The organism is Lacipirellula sp. (assembly GCF_965279485.1).
Lineage (GTDB): Bacteria > Planctomycetota > Planctomycetia > Pirellulales > Lacipirellulaceae > Lacipirellula.
This window is the reverse complement of sequence record NZ_CBDIIC010000002.1, coordinates 3,373,930-3,391,869: the sequence shown is the minus strand read 5'-3', so window position 1 is coordinate 3,391,869 and position 17,940 is coordinate 3,373,930. Positions and strand designations below refer to the sequence as shown.

Below are 17,940 nucleotides of genomic sequence, written 5' to 3'. Positions count from 1 at the left end.
CGGCTCAACGAGCCGCCGGAGCGGGGCGGAAGATTCACCACGAAGGCACGGAGGACGCGAAGAATCTCGAAGGAATGACGCAAAGGGGACGGGCCGGAAGCCCGGAAAAGTCGCCGGAGACTTCCTGACCAATTCATTCGATGCTTTCCTTCGTGCGTCTTTGCGCCCTTTGTGTCTTGGCGGTTAGCTTTTTCGAGCATCACTCCGGCGGGTCGTTGACCCGCGGCTACTGGCGGCGGCGCTTCGCGGCCACCGCTGCAATCGCCATTGTTAGCATTGTTGCTGCGGCGGGTTCGGGCACTGCTTGGAACATGTTGGCGCCAACCCAATCGGCGATGTTGTTGCCGAGCGTGATGCCATCCTCGGCGTCGAAGATCCAGTGGACGCCGAGGTAGATGCGGCTCATGCCATTCTCCCACTCCGCCTGGGTGAACGACGAGAACGACCGCGTTTCGAGGCCTGACGGCATCACTTCGGCGGAGTGGAGCACGTAGTCGACGTCGTCCGTGCCGTAGAAGTCGCGGAGCACTTCGAACAACGCGCCACCCATCGACGCATGCCCCGATGGCCAAGCGGGGAAGGGAGGCGTAAAGTCGTCGGACCAATCGTTGACGTTGGCGCCCGGCGCGCCGAGCGGCTTCCAATCGACGGCTGCCTCGGTGGCCGCGTTGCCGTCGGTATCGCCTTCGCGGATCGCGGTAATGGGGCGCCAAAAGTTGTCCGTGAACTTCGCGTCCCACGCCGCGGTCGCCGCGTCGGCCATCGCCACCGAGGCGATCGCGAAGAGGCGGGCGTTCTCACGCTCGGTGTTGCCCATCGTTAGCGCGATGTCTTGCAAGTTGCGATCGAACAACACCGGCGGCGGCCCCATCGATTGGCGGTCGTAGGCCCAGAAGATCGCCATGTCGGTCTGATCGGCGGTGCGCGTCGCGCTGTTGAGGGCGCCGAGTTCCTTCACTTGGTTGAACGCCGCGGCGTACTCGGGGCTGTCGAGCGCTGGCGGCTGGTCGAGGGGAAAGTAGTCGCTGTTAGGAATTGCGAATGGCGCCACGGTTCCCCAGCCAGGGCCCCACGCCGACTGGTTGGGGTGGAGCGGATCGGGCCGCCACTCGCCCGGCGCAGTTCCGGGCGTGTAGGGGTAAGTGACGTCGGCGTTGTCGCCGGTCCGCCAATTGATGTAGGCCTGCGCGGTCTGATTGCCGTAGGCGATGCCGGCAGTCTTCGCGGGACTGTCGGGAATCGCCGCGAGCTTCGCGGCAATCGCCGCATCGAGGATCGGCTGCTCGCCCGGGTAGGCGAACATCAGAGTCCGGTAGGCCGCCTGGGCAATCGCTGCCTGCTGCGAGGCGCCGGCAGGCGCGAGGGCGGCATGCTTGAAGGGCTGATGCGTCCGCTCGAAGCCCATGAAGACGTCGTACATCGCCCCGTTGGTCATCGCCATCGCGCGGGTCGACCAACCAGGATTCGCGTGCGTCGCGTTCGCTTGGATCACCTGCCGAATGGTGGCGTTCCAATCGAGAATTTCGTCACCGCGAACAGCCGAGGCCGCTGTGCCAATGAACAGGCACGCAGCCGCCGTCAATCGTCGAAGTTTCATCGTGAGGTCCATTCATGTAGCGACCTGACGACTTGAGGCGAGGATCCCGCGCGCACGGCAGACGGCAAGCGCGAGCAGAATGCTTGGGCGGCTTGGCTCCGAAACTGGCAAAGGCCCGCCGCAGCGCCGTCAAGAATTTGGGGTCGGCGACGAACGCACGACCTCAACGACGGCAAATTCTCAAGAAGCCAGGTTCAACCGATCAGCGTCACCGGCAAAGAAATGGGAGCACGCCCGCCCACAGGACGGACTATCGGCGTGCATGATCCCGGGTGCGCTACCCCCTGTCAAGAAACAGGGACTGCGTAAGCAATGCCAGCGTACTGAACAGCCTAGCTGGCCTCAGGATCGCCAATCAGCCGCAGGTATTCTGCCAGCTGCGATTGGACGTCGAGCAATTCTTGCCACTGGACGAGCGGAATGGCCGCCTTGGCTTGCTGCTCGTCGATCGACGCGGTCTGCACAAGCTGCCGCGTCCGCAGGTGAAGATACTCAAGGATCTCAGAAACTTGCGCCGCTTGCCCGGGGCTCAGTTGGGCTGGCAAATCAGGCGGCGACGGAATGTGGAGCGTGCTCTGGAGATCTTCCGAGGCGCCGATCTGTAGTTCGAAGCTGAGCGATTTCGAATCGACACGCTTGCCGAGTTCCTCAGCCAGCAGTTCGCTCGTCTCGCTGATGCCGTCGTTGCGGAGTTCTTCGAGCCGTTGCGAGATCTGATCCCGCGTGCCGAACAGCATCACAGAACGGCCGACTGAAATGACGTCGCCAAACTTAAGAATCCGCAGTTGCGTATCTTCACCGTTGACGCGGGTGCCATTGGTGCTCTCAAGATCAGTGAGAACCAGCTTGCCTTGGTCCTCTTGGATCTTGATATGGAAGCGACTGATCCGCTCGTCGTTGAGCTGAACGGAGTTGCCCTCTTCGCGACCGATCGTCACCGGAGCTTCGAGTTCTTCGAAGAGCTGGCCTCGGTCGGCGCCGTCGAGCACCCGTAACGTCACCCGTGTCATTGCCGCCGGCGGCGCCGCCTCTGCTCTCACTGATGTTCCCATTTGGTCGCTCGGCTGCCAATTGATGGCAGCCGGCCCTCATTAGCGCTTATAGCACGCCGCCAATCAAGCGGCAAGCAAAACCGGGGAAGGGGGCCAGTCGTCCCAATTATTCAGGGAAAACGTATCGACAGAGGCTCTTCCCAAGCGGCTCCGCAGCCGCTCGGAGGGCTTGCAGGGCAACTTTTATTCCAAACTGGGAGCGGTGAACCGCACGCAGCCGCCGGTCAACGACCGGCCGGAGCGGGACAATCGAGATTCACCACGAAGGCACTACGCACCAAGAGAAGATCAGGGTGAGCTTTCAGCCACGTGAATCGCCCTCGGCTTTCTCCGCGTTCTTTGTGCGTCTTCGTGCCCGTCGTGGCTTAGTGGTTAGCTATTTGAACGTCGCTCCGGCCGGTCGTTGACCGGCGGCTGCCGGGGGGCGTCGCTACTTCAGGTCTACGGTGCGGGTCCGCCACGCGGTGCGGTGGGGGTGGGCCGGGCCAATCGACACGGCGACCCAGCCGTCGTCGATCACCAGTTGCGTCACCATCAAACCGGCGAAGCGGGAGTCTTCGTTCAGCTTCGCCGCGAGGACGGGCAACTCCTGGTCTTTCGGCAGCAGCTTCCCGAAGACGCTATGCAGTACCATGCGCGGACCGGTCCGCAGGTGGGCGCCGTTGAACTGCAGCGAACCATCGCGAACGAGCTTCAACTCCAGCCCGTCGACGACCGGCCGGAAGAAGGCGTGCACGCCGACGCCGCGGATGCTGTCGCGACCGTTGCGAAGCTCGACGATGTTCAGAATCAACTCGATGCGATCGCCATGACAAATGATGCGGATCGCATCGTCCTTGGCGAACTCGACCTTGGCGCCGCGGGGCAAATCCGCCGGGGCGTCGTCGGCGCGGCGGTGAATCTTTTCCGCCAACGAGTTGTGAAGTTCAAGCACCGTCATCCGCTTGCCGTCGAGTTCCAACCCGCGGAGCGCGTTGTTGAAAGCCGACTCGTGCAGTTGGAAACTTGCGAGGCTGTCGGAAGGCGCCGACGGACGAGGCGTGTGGGCGCCAAGGTGTTGTTCCGTCGCGAGGCGGAGTCGAGCTTGGAGCCGATCTTCGGTCGTACTCATGTCGACCGGCTCGGCGACGATCGCGAACCGGTTCATGGGCTCCAGCACGTTTTCGCGGAACCGAGTTTCGAAGCTCGCAAGCTTCGGATCGGTCTCGGCGTCCATCCGTTCGCGGGCTTCTTGCTTGACGCGGGTCTTCACCTGCGCGACGGCCTGGCCGCGATTCTGCTGGTGCTGCTCGCGAGCGACGTTCTCGACGATGGTTCCAAGAATCGGCACCGCGCTGAAGCCGCTGTCGATGCCGACCAGGCTGGTGCGGCCGTCGGCCTGCGCTTCTGCGGGCCACGAGTGGAGGCCGAACCTGTTGATCATGATCAACTTGCGGGCCTCGTACTCCATCTGGCTGCGATTGCGAACGCGCGCCGGCCAGGTTTCGGAAACCGTGTGCGAGTTGATGTTGCCGGTTGCCTCAAGCCCGATACGCCACACGGCGGGATCGGGAATGAGGCGAACTTGAACTTGAGTGTCCGTCTGCGAGCGGCCGCTGACTTCGGCGCCGACGATTCGGCTACGAACCGGCTCGGTTTTCGTCTCTTGCGGCGGGATCATGCGATTCATCAGATCCGCCGAGAACGCGACGCGCATGTTGGCGTTGCGATAGTTGCGGTTGAGATCGCCGGCAAGGGCCTGCAGACGCGGGTCGGCCGACCATTTCATTCGCATGCGGAGTTCGGCGACGGCGTCGGCGTCTTTCCGGGCGCCGGTCGCTTCGTAACGTTCGATGAAGGCTGCCAGCGTATCGACGGAAACCTCGCCGCTGGCCCAGGGTCGCAACTCCGTCGCGAGATTCGTCACTGGCGGCTGCGCGAGGAATTGACGCTGGGCGACGGTGAGCCACGGGTCGTCGATGCGCACGAGCACGTCGCGGGCGACGGCGCGGCGAAGTTCGGCATGATCGGCGCCGCCGATGCTCATCAAACCGGCGACGTCGTCGAGGCGGAGGTAGGTGCGCCAGGTAGCGCCCGCATCGGAACTGTCAGTGAGCGCGGCGACGTCGCTGACTGCTTGAGGCAAACCGGAATTGTCGCCAACCGTTTGGCCGCGGAGGAAGGCTTGCTCGCCCATGAACTGCCGGTCGACCAGCAACGTCCAGACCGGCAGGCGGCGTTCCAGCGAGCGGCTGGCCCGCACCCACGACGATTGGTCGGCGGGATTCTTCACTGCGATCGCTTCGTTGTAGCCGTGCGCGGCGAGTTGACGGAGCTCGGCAATCGTCGGCTGCCAATCGTGGCCAGCCGGCGAGGGAACATCAGTCAGTTGCTCGAGGCGAGCCAACACATGCTGCGCCCAAGGCGAGGCAGGCGAACCAACCGATAGTTGTTCGAGTTGGGCGATCAACGCGGTCGGGCGATGCTCAAGGGCCGGTTTGGAGGCTGGTGCCACAGCAACGCGCGGCTGAGTCGGATTCGCCTGAGCCATGAGGCTCGACTCGCCGGCGATGCGCATCTCGCTCGGCGGAATCATCGCGAGACGATCGTTCTCGCTGTCGACCATCACCCGCATCGGGCTGGAGATGATCAGCGAGTTCGCTTCGGCGGGCGGCGCTGCGGCCGCTTGGGCTTGCTGAGCCTGCGCTTGGCGGGCCTGCTCGACCATCGTCAGGATCGCGTCACGCACCTTCACCAGCGATTGTTCGCTGAAGATCGTCGTCGCTGCGGGGGCTCCGCTGCGGGTGAGGATGCTCTGATTCTTACCGCGGAGGCTGAACGGGTCAGCCGCGGCGACCTCGGCGTCGGAGGCGCGGGTTTCGACCAGCGGCTCGTCGACGGCGACATAGTCGTAGTCGTCGGCGAAGACCATCGGCCCCGATAGCTCTGGTTCAGGCGCCGAGGGGGCGGCCAGTTCAGGAACGGTCGGGTAGATCGGCGCAACAGGCTTGGCAGGCTTCTTCGGCGGCGCGGCAACGTCGCTGTTGGCGAGCGTTTCGGGTTCGGCAGCGGCGCGAAGGCGCGCAGCGCGGCCGCGATGCCACAACCAGGGCGCCAACAGCGTCAACAAGAAGAGGCTTCCCAGGGCAACCAAATAGGGCCACCGTGGGCGTCGCCGTTTCCACTGCATATCGATACCGGCCTCCCTGCCGCTCGCTCTTCGCCCTGGCGAAGTAACGAGTTGAATCTCCGCCGTCGGGGAGCGCATGACATGGCCCCCCGGCCGCGAAAGCTGCACGTCCTAATGATCGGCCGGCAATGCCGTGCGGCTTGCGTGGAGATTGCCGCAACTGGGGGTCTCGCGCATGATGCTAGCTGGTGGAATCGTTACGTCGCGCGAAGCAAGGCAAACTTTACGGCCTACAACCTCGTTCGAACGCTCCGCGTGAGCTGTAGCAAGCATACCTGTGGGAGGGGTCTCCGACCCCGAAGCGGCGTTGAACTGCAGCAACCGCTCGTAGTGGTGACCGTCATCGGCGTCGGAGACGCCTCCCACAAGCGATAATCCGGTAAGGCCTTCGCGTGAGGCGAGAGGTACTTTAATGCAACCTGACGATGAGCTTTGCCTCTGCTTTCACGTTACCCGGCGGAAGGTGGAGAATTTCATTCGCATCGAGCGGCCTTGTCGCGCGGGGCAGATGGCCGAGTGCTTTGGCGCCGGCACCGGGTGCGGATGGTGCCGACCGTTCTTGCAGCGGCTGTTCGAAAAAGCTCAAGCGGGGCAGGGGGGAACGCCTCAACCTGCTGGCGACGACCTTCCTTCAGCTGCCGACTACGCCCACTCGCGCGGCGACTATGTTCGCGCGGGGGGCGGCGTGCCGCCTGCTGGCGCCACGCCGATCGACGCGGAGTAGTCACTGTGCGTACTACTGCCGCTCGCGTTCTAGCCCTGGGCTCCGCCCGGGGGTCGGTTTGAAGTGGGGGCGACGTTCCAACGGCATGGTGCGCGACCCCCGGGCGGAGCCCGGGGCTAGGGTGCGGTGAGCGTTCGACGCTCAAGTCGAACTAAACCACTCGGCCGTCATTAGCCCGAGCTTCACCGCGAAGAGCGCTAGCACCACATTCGCCGCAATGTTCAATCCTGCGGCGGCGAACGACTGCAGTTCCCACAGCCGCAGCGTCTCCAAACTGAACGTCGAAAAGGTCGTCAGCCCGCCGAGGAACCCGACGGCCGCGCCAGTTGCGAGCACAGGATGCTGCATAAACGGCAACCCGGCGACCAGCCCCAGCAGAAACGCTCCCACGACGTTCACCGCGAGCGTGGAATAGAAGAGGGGCGCCGCGAACCAGCGGACGCAGGCAATGTTGGCGCCGTAGCGACAAAGGCACCCAAGGGCGCCCGCGACGGCGACGGCGAAAATCTGCTGCATGGGAAAACCTCGGCATTTGCTGAATCGCCGCTACTCGACCACGCGGCGGGCGACAGGTCAACGGCGGCCCAACCGCGGCGAACCCGCAACCGCGGCTGGCTGTCCCCCTCCAGGCCGGCCGATTAAACTTGATTGAACGCCAACGGGGTCGGGATCCTTTTGCCACTGGGTGATCCCCACTGAAATCGACTGCTCCAGTGGCAAAAGGATCCCGACCCCTTCCGCCCAGCCCGCCATGATCGAAATCATCGACAACTACGACTCGTTCACCTACAACCTCGTCCAGCGGTTGGGGGAGATCGATCCCTCGGTTGAAATCAGCGTTCATCGCAACGACGAGATCACGGTCGATGAAATCTTGGGGCTGAAGCCCGAACGGCTGATCATCTCGCCCGGCCCCTGCACGCCGAACGAAGCGGGGGTCTCGGTAGAGTGCGTGCAAAAGCTCGCCGGCAAGCTACCGCTGCTGGGCGTTTGCCTCGGTCACCAATCGATCGGCCAGGCTTACGGCGCGAGCATCGTCCGCGCCGATCGCTTGATGCATGGCAAGGTCGACATGATCCACCACAACGGCCGCGGCCTATTCGCGGGCCTCGACAATCCGTTTCAAGCGACGCGGTATCACAGCTTGGTGATCAAGCCGGAAACGCTGCCGGATGAATTTGAAGTCACCGCGTGGAGCGACAACCCCGAAGGGGGCCGCGAGATCATGGCGGTCGCTCACAAGAAGCTCCCGCTGTTCGGCGTGCAGTTTCATCCGGAGAGCTTTCTCACCCATGCAGGGTACGATATCCTGCGCTCGTTCCTGGCCGTGTGATCTGATGGAACTAGCAACAGATGGCATCTAACGCCGAATTGTACCTAGCTCACTTGCAGGAAGTATTTGGCGACGAAGATGCGATCCATCGGGCAGATTCAATTGACGGAAAGCCAGCCGTGTGCGTGTTCGTCTACGAGAACATCCCTGAAGAAGGGATGATCACTGGCGTGACTTACGGCCTCAGCATTTTTCCTCATCCCGAGTGGAAACTTGCTAGACCGGAACTGATCATTTCCGCTCAGTCGATGGACATTGCCTGGCCCTGTGCCGCAGCGAATTTCGCGGCTCACTTTCGAGGCAAGAAGAGATTTATCTATGGCGACACATTCACTTCCGACGCCACATTAGCGCCAGACACAAGAATGGACGGCTTCCTTCTTTTCGCCCAAAGCATCTTGCCGAAAGAATTGGCGTCGGTGCAGCTCAACGACTACAAAGTTCACCTCTCCCAACTCTATCCGATCTACCACGAGGAGCTTGCGGTGTATGACAGGATTGGGATGGAAGCATTCTGGAAGCACGAAGGCTTCGACATGTACAATGTCACTCGCGATCCGATCAGATTTTAACGTCCCTTACCGCACGCCCCAACGTTTCAATGATCTCCGTCGACGAAGCTCTTGATCACGTTCGTCGCTCTGTCGCTCCGCTGCCGAGCGTGCAGACGCCGCTCGCGGACTTGCTGAACTTAAGGCTCGCCGAGCCGGTGGCGAGTAGCGTCGATTCGCCGCCTTTCGATAAGTCGATGGTCGACGGCTATGCGATCGATGTGAGCGACGCCTCCGCGACGCTGCGGGAGATTGAACTCGTCACCGCGGGCCATGTGCCGGCGAAGGCGGTATCGCATGGCCACACGATTCGCGTGATGACCGGCGCCCCCGTTCCAGCCGGCGCGAGTGCGGTCGTGAAGTGGGAAGATTGCGAACTAATCAGCGACGAGGCGATTCGCAACCCGGCCGCCGGCATCAAGCCAGGCTCCTGCATCCTGCGGCGCGGATCGTCGTTTCACGCCGGGCAGGTTGTGCTCGAAGCGGGGAAGCGAATCGGGCCACTCGATATCGCACTGCTTGCCGAAATTGGCCAGGCCGAGGTGATGGTGACGCCGCGGCCGCGCGTCGCCGTGTTGCCGACCGGGGACGAGTTGGTCGCCGCGCACGAGCCGCTCGGCCCGGGACAGATTCGCAACAGCAACGGGCCGATGCTGCTCGCCGCCGTCGCCGCGGCGGGGGCGACGGCGATCGATCTCGGCGTTGGATGCGACGACCCCGACGACCTGCGGACGCGGATTAACCAAGGGCTCGCGAGCGACGTGCTGTTAGTGAGCGGCGGCGTTTCGGCGGGCGTGAAAGATCTCGTCCCCGGCATCCTCGCCGAGCTCGGCGTCGAGGAGCAATTCCACCAAGTGCGCATCAAACCAGGCAAGCCGCTCTATTTTGGCGTACGACATGCCGAGGGGCGACGGACGCTCGTATTTGGGCTGCCGGGGAATCCGGTGAGCACGTTCGTGTCGTACCAGCTGTTCGTGCTACCGGCGCTGCGAGCGCTCGCCGGAGCGCCGTTTGAACCAGCCGCCACGCAGCGCGCCGTGCTGGCGATGCCGTTCGAGCATCGCGGCAAGCGGCCGACGTATCATCCCTGCCGCGTGAATGCACCAACTGAGGGGGGCGTGCTGCACCTTGAGCCGCTCAATTGGCGCGGCTCCGCTGACCTGGCGACGCTCACGCGGGCGACGCACCTCGCGGCGTTCCCAGCTGGCGACTATCAACTCGTCCACGGCGATGCGATCGATGCGATCCCACTGTAGCCGCCGGTCAACGACCGGCCGGAGCGGTGATTGGAAGAGTAGCCACAAAGAGCCGCAAAGAAAAAATCGCGTTCTTCGTGCGTCTTCGTAGCCGTCGTGTCTTAGTGGTTAGCTATTTGCAGTTCGCTCCGGCGGGTCGTTGACCCGCGGCTACTTTTTCTGCACGACGTAGGAGCCTTGGAACGAGGCGAGCGGGCCGTCGGCGTCGGCGATCTCGGTGGCGATGTCGATCTTCGAGTGTCCCTTGCTGCGGAGGAACTCGTAAAAGAACTCGAGGCCGCTCGGATCGATCGGCAGCCCGCGAGCGATGATCATCTCGTCTCGCACCGGGCGGAGGTAGCGAATCTGGCTGCGGCGGATGACGACGTTGCCGGTGCGGCCTTCGTGATGCAGCAGCAGGAACACGGTTCCCCAGCCGACGATCGTCAGCAGGGCGTTGATGCTGCCGGCGAACGCGGAGTACTGGTGGTTGCGATTCGGGGCGAGCGGCATCTCCATCGCCAGCTGACAGCCGTCCCACGAGATGGGGCGGATGCCCATCGGCGTGCAGATCGGCATCTCGCTTTGGAGCGTCTGTTGCAGTTCAAGCAGAGCGGCGGCGTGCATCGGGCCTCTTCCGGCAGGCAAAGACGGCTCGGCCGCGACGCTCTCCAAGCCGCCGACAAACGAGTCCGAAGCTAAGTATGCTACCCAATCCCTGCCGTGATGTCAGCCGCTGGAGAAGGGTTCAGAGGTTAGGGTTCGGGGTTCAGAAAAGGTGAGAATGGGATAGGAAGACGCCGGCATGTTGAAAGCAACCGGCCGCCAGCATTCCCTAAAGCCTGAACCCCAACCACTGAACCCTCTACAGCCCCCAAATCAGCATCACCGCGTAGTCGAGCGCATTCGGCGTCGAGCCGTCCGGCGAGCTGTTGTAACGGTCGATGGCCGAAACTTTGAGGCTCATGTTCTTCGGCTGGTCGAGTTGGATCTCCCAACCGAAGTCGGCCAGCACGCGGTAGTTCCCGAAGTCTTCCCACTCCGGGAAGTAGTCGACCTTTGCGGTGAGCCGCTGCATCTTGGTGATCTGCCGCGTGAAGTCGAAGCCGGCCAGTGCGGTCGGCTGCCAATCATCTTCGACGCCGCCGAACTCGCGCAACGTACCAACGCCCAAGCGCGTGAGGAGGTCGGTCGAGTCGGTCTTGATCCACTGGTAACCAAGACCCGAGTTGAGCGACAGCTGGACATCGTACGATTGGAATTCGTCGTAAATGAAGTTCTCGAGGACGAACAGCGTCCACTTCGTCTCAGCGAGCACGCGATCAAGCCGCAGGTCGTGGACGCCGTTGTTCTGGGTTTGAATGCCGTTGGTGACGGTTTTGTTGTAGTTGAGGCTCGACTTCAGCTTCCAGCGGTCAGTTACTCGGTTGAGGTGACCGCCCGTGCGCATGCTGAAAACGCTGTTGTTGCCTTCGCTGCCGTTGATGCCAAGTTGCACGCCCGCGTCCCACGGCGTCGGCCCGAACCAGTAGGCTGGCTGATACCACTCGTATACAGGCGGGGGCGTCACGTCGATCGAGTCGGCCAGCGTCTCGGGAGTGACGCCGGGCCGCATGAGTTCCATCAATGAATCGTACGGCCCCGGCGGAGCGGCGATCTCTTCCGCCCACGTGCCGGCTCCCGTGCTGGGAGCGGGCATGGTCTCGCTTGACGGCGACGCGGGCGCCGGCGTCACTGGCTCCGAGGCCGGGGCAGGGGAGGGGTCGATCACGCCCGGGCCTTGCGGAGAACCAAGAATCGGCTGCGTCGGCGCAGGCAGCGGCTCGGAGGCGTACCGCTGCGCCGCCAGCGGCATTGCGCAGGACGCCCACAGACAGGCCGCGCAGCACGCGATGATCGTTCGTAGATACAGCATCGCCATCAGGCCGTTGAACAAACAGACAAGGAGCGACGAGGTCGCGACGAAAAAGGCGCCGAGGAATACTGAATTGGGGTGAAAACGGCAAGTGGGGATGCGGGAATGCTAGCGGGCCAGCCGCGGGGCAACGCCCCGCCGGAGCGAACCGCAAACAAATGTCGAACGAGGAATAGGGAATGGGGAGGCGACAGTACTGCCCCATTCCCCATTCAGCATTCCCCATTAACAACGGCTCCGGCGGGTCGTTGACCCGCGGCTACTGCAACAAAAAACGGCGGCCGATTCCCGAAGGAACCGGCCGCCGTCGTTATTGTCTCTTCAAGCTCAGTTCGCCGTCGAACCAGCTAGCGTCGGCAATTAGCCGCCGCAGCCGCAGGACGGGGCCGGAGCCGCACAGCCGCAACCGGTCGAGACCGGGACTTCGACTTGCTTCTCGACCATCTTGCAAACTTGGACTTCGATTTCCTTCTGAACTTGAACCGGCACGCACACGGTGTAGGTGCTGGTCTTTTCTTCCGGAACGCAGGTCCACTTGGTGACCGTGTAGGTCTTGGTCCGCTCTTCAGGCACGCAGGTCGTCACTTGGACTTCCTTCGTCTGTTGCTCGTTGACCATCTTGCAGACCTTGTATTCGCGGGTGCGAACTTCCGGAACGCACTTGGTCACGTTGCAGGTGCGGGTCTTGGTCTCGGCAACCATCTTGCAGACCTTGACGGTCTTGGTGCGGGTCTCAGGCTTGCACTTCTGCACGGTGTAGGTGCAGGTCTTTTCCTGAGGAACCATCTTGCAGACCTTGACGGTCTTTTCACGGGTCTCTTGCTTGCACTTGTTGACGTTCACCGTGCAAGTGCGGACTTCCTGCTTGCAGGTCGTGACGTTGCAGGTGTAAGGAACTTCTTCCGTCACGCACTTGTAGGTGGTGCAGGGAACTTCCTTCGTTTCGCAACCGCAGACCCAAACGCGCTTGCAGCAGGTCGTCGGGCAACCGCAGGCATCCGTACCGGCAACGCTTTGCGTTTCCCAGTGACCGGTGTTGACCTGAACTTGCTTCATGACCGTCTCAGGAACGCGCTTCGTGACCGTGCGGGTCTTGGTGACTTGTTCCGTGTGGGGAACGTTCACCGTGTAGCTGCGCTCTTGCTGTTCGGTGTAAGGAACGTTCACCGTGTAGGTGACGACCTTATCCTCGTACGTCGGAACGTTGACCGTGTAGGTCTTCGTTTGCTCTTCGGTGTACGGAACGTTGACGGTGTATTCGACCGTCTTGTCCTCGTAAACCGGCACGTTCACCGTGTAGGTCTGCTCGACCGCTTCGGTGTGCGGAACCATGACCGTGTACTCGCTGGTCTTCGTCTCGTAGACCGGCTTGCAAACGTTGTAGGTAACCGTCTTGGTTTCGGTCTTGGGGACCATCACCGTGTAGGTGCAGGTCTTCTCTTCCTGGACCGGAACGCGCTTGTTGACCGTGTAGGTCTTGGTGCGTTCTTCCTTGTTGTACTCCGTCACGGTGACCGTACGCTTTTCGGTGACGTAGGTCGGCACCATGACCGTCTTCAGGACGGTCGTCGGGGCCGGAGCGGCTTCAGCCGCGCAGTCGGCGCAACCGGCGGGGGCTCCGCCGCATGCATCACAACCAGTGTCGCAAGCCGGGGCTGCATCGCAGCCGCACGGGGCGGGTTCGCAACCGCCGCAACACTTCTTTTTGAACAAGCCGGCATCGGCCTGTCCTGCGAACCCTACTACCAGCATCGCGATCGCTGGCAGCAGGCACACAGCACGTCGTACCATCAGGGCGCCCTCCAAAGGCTCTAACTAGGGGAAATGGGGGATTGATTCTCAACTGACAAAATCGAGCGACTAGGCATTTTGGGGAACCTATTCGGCGATCCGCAAATTCTACAGCACGAATCTGCAGTCGCAATTATTCCCGGCAAAAACAGGCCCTAACGGCCGCGTGCCTTCGAGCCGCCACTTCTCCTCTCCACCCAAAGCGAGAAGATTTCCTTGCGGGTCGCCACCGCTCGCTAGAATAACCCGCCCGAATCGAGTTAAAAGGGGTCGCGAGCGCAGATTGTCCGGAAAATAGAGGCTCGCGAGGCTACAAAGAGATTTCCGATCGGGTAAAAATTTCTTAGCCAATTCTTTTTGCCCCGCCCCCCCACAGAGAGGGGAGACCAAACGGCCGACGGCTGGCGTGGGCGTTTCCCGACCAACCTTCACATCAGTCCGCCGCAGCGATCAGCCGACGCAGTAGTTCCAGGCTCTCGATCAACCGCGGACCTGGCCGGTTGAGGTAGGCGTCGCCGTCGATCACCGTCGCTCGCCCCTGGGCGACTGCTGGCACTTCCGCCCAGCCAGGGAGCTGCTCCAGGCAGGCCGCCTCCTGCCGGCTCCGCTCCAGATCGAACCCGCAAGGAGCGATGACGAGCACCTCGGGGGCGAACTCGACGATCTGCCGCCACTCGACGTAGGGGCTGTGGCGGCCCGCCTCGGCGAGGCCGTAATTGCCGCCGGCGAGTTCGACCAGTTCGGGCGTCCAGTTGCCGGCGGTCATGAGGGGCTCGATCCATTCGATCACCGCGACGCGCGGCCGGCGTGCTGATGGGACCGTGCTGGCTTCGACTGCCGCCCGCACATCGGCAATCCTTTCGCGGAGCGATAGAACATATTGCTCCGCCACCACCGTCGCCCCAGCCGCGGCGCCGATTCGTTCGATATCCGCCAGCACCTCGTCGAGCGATTCAGGATTGAGCGCCACCACCTGCGTCTCGCGCAACTCCTTGCGTTCGGCCACAATTCGCTCGACTGAGCTCAAGCTCACAGCGCAGACGTCGCAGCATTCGCCTTGCGTGACGATCAAATCGGGCCGCAGAGCCGCGAGACGATCAGCGTCGACCTCGTAGAACGATTCGCCGGTCGCCGCGAGGGCCTTCACTTGAGCATCAATGGCAGCGCTGTCGGCCGAAGAATCGATGCGGCTGCGAGTGAGCCGCGGCAACCCCTCGAGCCCATGCGGATAGTTGCATTCGTGGCTCACGCCGACAAGCTGCTCGCGCAAGCCGATACCACAGATCATTTCAGTGGCGGCGGGGAGCAGAGAAACGATTCGTGGCATGCGCACATCTTATCGTCTCGCTCCAACCGTTTCACACCCATCAGCAATCGCACCTCTCCCTTGCAGCCGGAGGGCCACGCCCTCCGGGTCGCGCTACGTTGCGTCTTTCCTACTCAAGCTCAATATCGTCACCGCCGCGGCCCGGACCGCGTGGCGGTCCGGCTAGTTGTCTTTATCTGGCGTAGGCATATGCAGATGATTGTGATCGACGCAGAGCTTGTGCGTCTTTCCATCCTTCAACTGAAATTCGCACGTGTAGAGTGTGTGCACTTGGCGGGCTTCGCCGATCATGGGGTAGTGCCGCGGCGGATCGACCTTTTCTTCGAACTTAACCTTTTCGATCTTCGCGACCTGATCGAGCGGCAGCTCTTTCTTCTTCGTTAAACCGATCTGTTGCAGGAAGCTTGGACCGACCGTTTTGTTGAAGACTCGCAACACCTCTTCGTCGCTTGGCGGGTCGAGGAAAACGACCTCCTCGCCGGAAGTGAGCGGACCTAAAATCGACTCGCGATCAATCTGTTTTCGGCCGTTTCCGCAATCGCGATACGCGCCTCGATCGGCAGGTAGCTGGTTTCGACGCCAGCGCGGTCGACCTCGTACGACTCGATGACGACCTTCGTCGCGTGGCCTGGCTGCAACGAGACGTTGTGGAATTCGACGGTCTCCAGCGTGCGAGTTTGCGTTTGCAATTCAAATCTTTTGACGTCGGCTAGCGTTACGCCGTCGAACTCGAACGTCGTTTGAGTGAAGTGCGTGGAGCCGACGCCGCGTTGACGCGTCGGGAGCAAATCTTTTCCCGACTTATCGAAGAGGACGAGGCGTTCGGATTGATTGCCAAGTCCGTAGCTCGCGGTGATGGCGATTCCGGTTTTGGTCTCGTACGCCGTCGCGAACGCTGCACTTAGAGGTTTGCCATCCATCATGAGCCCGGTAGAGGAAGCGTTTCGCCCATCAGTCTCGAAGGCCTTCTTCCATGGAGTCGACGAGACGCTGGCAGTGAACGTAACGGTCGCCGCCTTGAGACCGCTCGTGAACGTCACTCCCGTCACTTCTAGAATCGAACTATCGCCTTCCTTCTCAGAAACGCCTCCTCCTGCGCCGCCGTAGGGGGGCAACGTGTGCCATAACCGAGTTTGATCCGCCGGGTTGTCACTCACGTTCCGCCAGCGGAAAGCAAGCTCGCGAACTTCGCCGCCACTCGAGCGGTAACGGGCTGGCGGCAACGATGCGTCCGACAGCGGCGATCCGTCGGGCCTCCACCATACTTCGCCCTTCGAAGGGTTCTTAGCGAGTCCGATCAACTCGACCTCTAAGCCATTCGAGAATCGCCAAACAAATTTACCGTCTGTTTTGAGATCAACTTGTTGCACCGCCGACGGCTTCTCCTCGGCAACTGCTTCCGACGACAACTCAACAAGCGGCGTCCCCGCCAGCAGCAGCGTTGCGATGATTCCGCAGGCCGCCCAACGCCGACTCAATCGACGCCCCAATGGCAATCGGGCGAGCCCCGCCATTCGCTGCCGCCAAAAAGCGCTCAATTGCAGCCGCGTGCCGTTGTCGAGCGCCGTACTCCACGGGCCGAAACCATTCGATTGCGATGACATGACGACCTCCATAAAGCCGCGACCGGTGGTCGCGGGCATTTTGGTATTGGATTGAGTGACGTGATGCGACGGGAGACCGCGGGGGGACCGCGACCGCCGGTCGCGGCTTTTTAACCGGTTAATCGTGCCGTTGCGGCGGCGTTGAGGACGAATGGTTGCGATCGGCCGCTGGCGGCGTCGATCAACGTGCGAGCATAAGTCGTCGCATTCGCGCCGCTGTTGAGCATCGCAAGACGGTCGCAAGCGAGCTCGCGTTCGAGGCCGGCGCGGTAGGCGATCCAGTGGACGATTGGGTTGAACCAATAGACCGTCCGCATCGCTTGAACGGACCAGATGGTGAGCAGGTCGCGGCGTTTGAGATGCGCCAGTTCATGCAGAATGATTTGCCGCAGGGCGGGAGCGCCGATCTGTTCGACCAACGCAGTCGGCAGAATGAGCACCGGGCGGAGTAGACCGCAGACCATTGGCGAACCGTCGCCGGCGATGATGCGAATGCTAGGAAGCTTGGCGAGTTCTAGCCGCGCGGCGCACTGCTCAACGACGATTCTTTCCACTTCGCCGGCGGCGGTGGTTGTCGCCAGCAGGCGTCGTAAGGAGCGAAATTGCCAGCCGATGCGGCCGACTGCGACGAGGACGACCACCGCCCAGCCGAGCAGCAGCCAGGTGGCAAGCGTGAGGCGACTGAGCGAGTGCCAGAAGGAAACGTGTGGCGTTTGTGTGCGTGGCTTGGTTTTAAGCTCTTGCGGCGTGATCGGGACGGCGAGCGGTGCGACGGGCTCACTGGTCGCTGAAGCGACCAGTCCAGTGGGTTGAGTTTGGGCGAGCGCGGGCTCCATGTGCACTGGACTGTTGAACCACTCGGGAGCGGGGATGTTGACGCTCCACAGCGGCAGCGCCAGCAGCTTCAATGAGAGCGCAAGCCACAGTGCGTAACGCAGGCCGGGCGATTCGCGGCGGAGCAGCCAACAAAGGGTCGCGACGGCCGCGGCCAGCAACGCCGATTGCCAAGCGATGTTCCACATGAGCAGCGCCCATGCAGCGGACAAGTCGTTGAGTTGGTCGGTCATCAGAGGTGCCTCGGTGGCGAGAAGGTGGTACGCGACTCGAGCGTGAACGCGATCCCCGGCTTGAAGAGCCGGGGGCTAACAGAGCGAAACGCCGGCGTCACTGTTCGGCGAGTTTCTCGGCGATCTTCTGCAGCGCGGCGACGTCGCGGTCGGAAAGTTTTTTCTGGCCGGCGAGGTACGCAACCAGCGGTTCCGCCGAGCCGCCGAGGACGCCGTCGACGAAGCGTTGCACCAGTTCCGGCAGTGCACGACGTTGCTCGACCGCTGCCCGCCAGAGGATCGGCGCCGAGTTCTCTTGCCGCGCGAGCAGGCCCTTCGCTTCGAGCCGCTGGATCGTCTTGAGAACCGTCGTGCGGGCGGCAGGGCGTTCTTGTTGAATGAGTTCCCAGACTTGGCGTTCGGTGCAGGGTTGGCGGTCCCAGATGAGTTGCAAGACGCGTGCTTCGAGCTCGCCGAGGCTGGGCATTTCTTTCTTGGGCATTATTGTGGTTCGCCTGTTTTCTAGGGCGCTCCGGCGGGTCGTTGACCCGCGGCTACGGCGATTGCCGTAACGAACGGAAGCATACGGCGGACGC

General features: G+C 62.3%; 16 protein-coding genes. 4 read left to right on the top strand and 12 right to left on the bottom strand.

The window, feature by feature from the left end:
- Nucleotides 1-226: 226 nt before the first annotated feature.
- From ACQY7R_RS21200 to ACQY7R_RS21190, 3 genes are all read right to left on the bottom strand, one after another.
- Entirely contained in the window at nucleotides 227-1,597 is a 1,371-nt protein-coding gene (locus ACQY7R_RS21200; protein WP_428307549.1) for a vanadium-dependent haloperoxidase, read from the bottom strand.
- Between the two features lie 332 nt (nucleotides 1,598-1,929).
- Nucleotides 1,930-2,649, bottom strand: a complete 720-nt coding sequence (locus tag ACQY7R_RS21195) for an FHA domain-containing protein (RefSeq protein WP_428307548.1) — start codon at nucleotides 2,647-2,649, stop codon at nucleotides 1,930-1,932.
- A 430-nt stretch (nucleotides 2,650-3,079) separates the two neighbouring features.
- Complete coding sequence (locus ACQY7R_RS21190; protein WP_428307547.1) at nucleotides 3,080-5,758, bottom strand: hypothetical protein; 2,679 nt, start codon at nucleotides 5,756-5,758, stop codon at nucleotides 3,080-3,082.
- A 472-nt stretch (nucleotides 5,759-6,230) separates the two neighbouring features.
- Between ACQY7R_RS21190 and ACQY7R_RS21185 the strand changes: the two genes are divergently transcribed.
- On the top strand, nucleotides 6,231-6,542 hold the full coding sequence (locus tag ACQY7R_RS21185; protein WP_428307546.1) for a (2Fe-2S)-binding protein: 312 nt from the start codon (nucleotides 6,231-6,233) through the stop codon (nucleotides 6,540-6,542).
- Between the two features lie 141 nt (nucleotides 6,543-6,683).
- On the opposite strand, the gene ACQY7R_RS21180 is transcribed toward ACQY7R_RS21185, so the two are convergent.
- Nucleotides 6,684-7,058 carry a fluoride efflux transporter FluC gene (locus ACQY7R_RS21180; protein WP_428307545.1) on the bottom strand — a complete coding sequence of 125 codons (375 nt, stop codon included), beginning with the start codon at nucleotides 7,056-7,058 and terminating at the stop codon, nucleotides 6,684-6,686.
- A 235-nt stretch (nucleotides 7,059-7,293) separates the two neighbouring features.
- Here ACQY7R_RS21180 and ACQY7R_RS21175 point away from each other — a divergent pair, with 235 nt between their 5' ends.
- Genes ACQY7R_RS21175 through ACQY7R_RS21165 form a run of 3 tightly spaced genes read left to right on the top strand, consistent with a single transcriptional unit; the run spans nucleotide 7,294 to nucleotide 9,682 of the window.
- Nucleotides 7,294-7,875 (top strand): anthranilate synthase component II, encoded by a 582-nt coding sequence (locus tag ACQY7R_RS21175; protein WP_428307544.1) that lies wholly within the window; start codon nucleotides 7,294-7,296, stop codon nucleotides 7,873-7,875.
- A gap of 20 nt (nucleotides 7,876-7,895) precedes the next feature.
- Nucleotides 7,896-8,447, top strand: a complete 552-nt coding sequence (locus tag ACQY7R_RS21170; RefSeq protein ID WP_428307543.1) for a suppressor of fused domain protein — start codon at nucleotides 7,896-7,898, stop codon at nucleotides 8,445-8,447.
- 29 nt (nucleotides 8,448-8,476) lie between these two features.
- Complete coding sequence (locus tag ACQY7R_RS21165; protein WP_428307542.1) at nucleotides 8,477-9,682, top strand: molybdopterin molybdotransferase MoeA; 1,206 nt, start codon at nucleotides 8,477-8,479, stop codon at nucleotides 9,680-9,682.
- Between the two features lie 150 nt (nucleotides 9,683-9,832).
- Here the strand turns inward: ACQY7R_RS21165 and ACQY7R_RS21160 are convergent, their stop codons facing one another.
- From ACQY7R_RS21160 to ACQY7R_RS21125, 8 genes are all read right to left on the bottom strand, one after another.
- Nucleotides 9,833-10,288, bottom strand: coding sequence for a YiiD C-terminal domain-containing protein (locus ACQY7R_RS21160; protein WP_152096910.1), 456 nt, complete (start codon nucleotides 10,286-10,288; stop codon nucleotides 9,833-9,835).
- A gap of 238 nt (nucleotides 10,289-10,526) precedes the next feature.
- Entirely contained in the window at nucleotides 10,527-11,576 is a 1,050-nt protein-coding gene (locus tag ACQY7R_RS21155; RefSeq protein WP_428307541.1) for a DUF481 domain-containing protein, read from the bottom strand.
- A gap of 360 nt (nucleotides 11,577-11,936) precedes the next feature.
- Nucleotides 11,937-13,367 (bottom strand): hypothetical protein, encoded by a 1,431-nt coding sequence (locus tag ACQY7R_RS21150; RefSeq protein ID WP_428307540.1) that lies wholly within the window; start codon nucleotides 13,365-13,367, stop codon nucleotides 11,937-11,939.
- A 433-nt stretch (nucleotides 13,368-13,800) separates the two neighbouring features.
- Nucleotides 13,801-14,694, bottom strand: a complete 894-nt coding sequence (locus tag ACQY7R_RS21145; RefSeq protein WP_428307539.1) for a cobalamin-binding protein — start codon at nucleotides 14,692-14,694, stop codon at nucleotides 13,801-13,803.
- 162 nt (nucleotides 14,695-14,856) lie between these two features.
- A complete protein-coding gene (locus ACQY7R_RS21140) occupies nucleotides 14,857-15,132 on the bottom strand; it encodes a hypothetical protein (RefSeq protein ID WP_428307538.1) in 276 nt (91 codons plus the stop codon).
- A 56-nt stretch (nucleotides 15,133-15,188) separates the two neighbouring features.
- A complete protein-coding gene (locus ACQY7R_RS21135) occupies nucleotides 15,189-16,298 on the bottom strand; it encodes a hypothetical protein (RefSeq protein ID WP_428307537.1) in 1,110 nt (369 codons plus the stop codon).
- A gap of 110 nt (nucleotides 16,299-16,408) precedes the next feature.
- Nucleotides 16,409-17,365 (bottom strand): M56 family metallopeptidase, encoded by a 957-nt coding sequence (locus ACQY7R_RS21130; protein WP_428307536.1) that lies wholly within the window; start codon nucleotides 17,363-17,365, stop codon nucleotides 16,409-16,411.
- A gap of 97 nt (nucleotides 17,366-17,462) precedes the next feature.
- The gene (locus ACQY7R_RS21125; RefSeq protein WP_428307535.1) at nucleotides 17,463-17,846 is read right to left on the bottom strand and encodes a BlaI/MecI/CopY family transcriptional regulator; all 384 of its coding nucleotides are present in this window, start codon (nucleotides 17,844-17,846) and stop codon (nucleotides 17,463-17,465) included.
- Nucleotides 17,847-17,940: the final 94 nt, after the last annotated feature.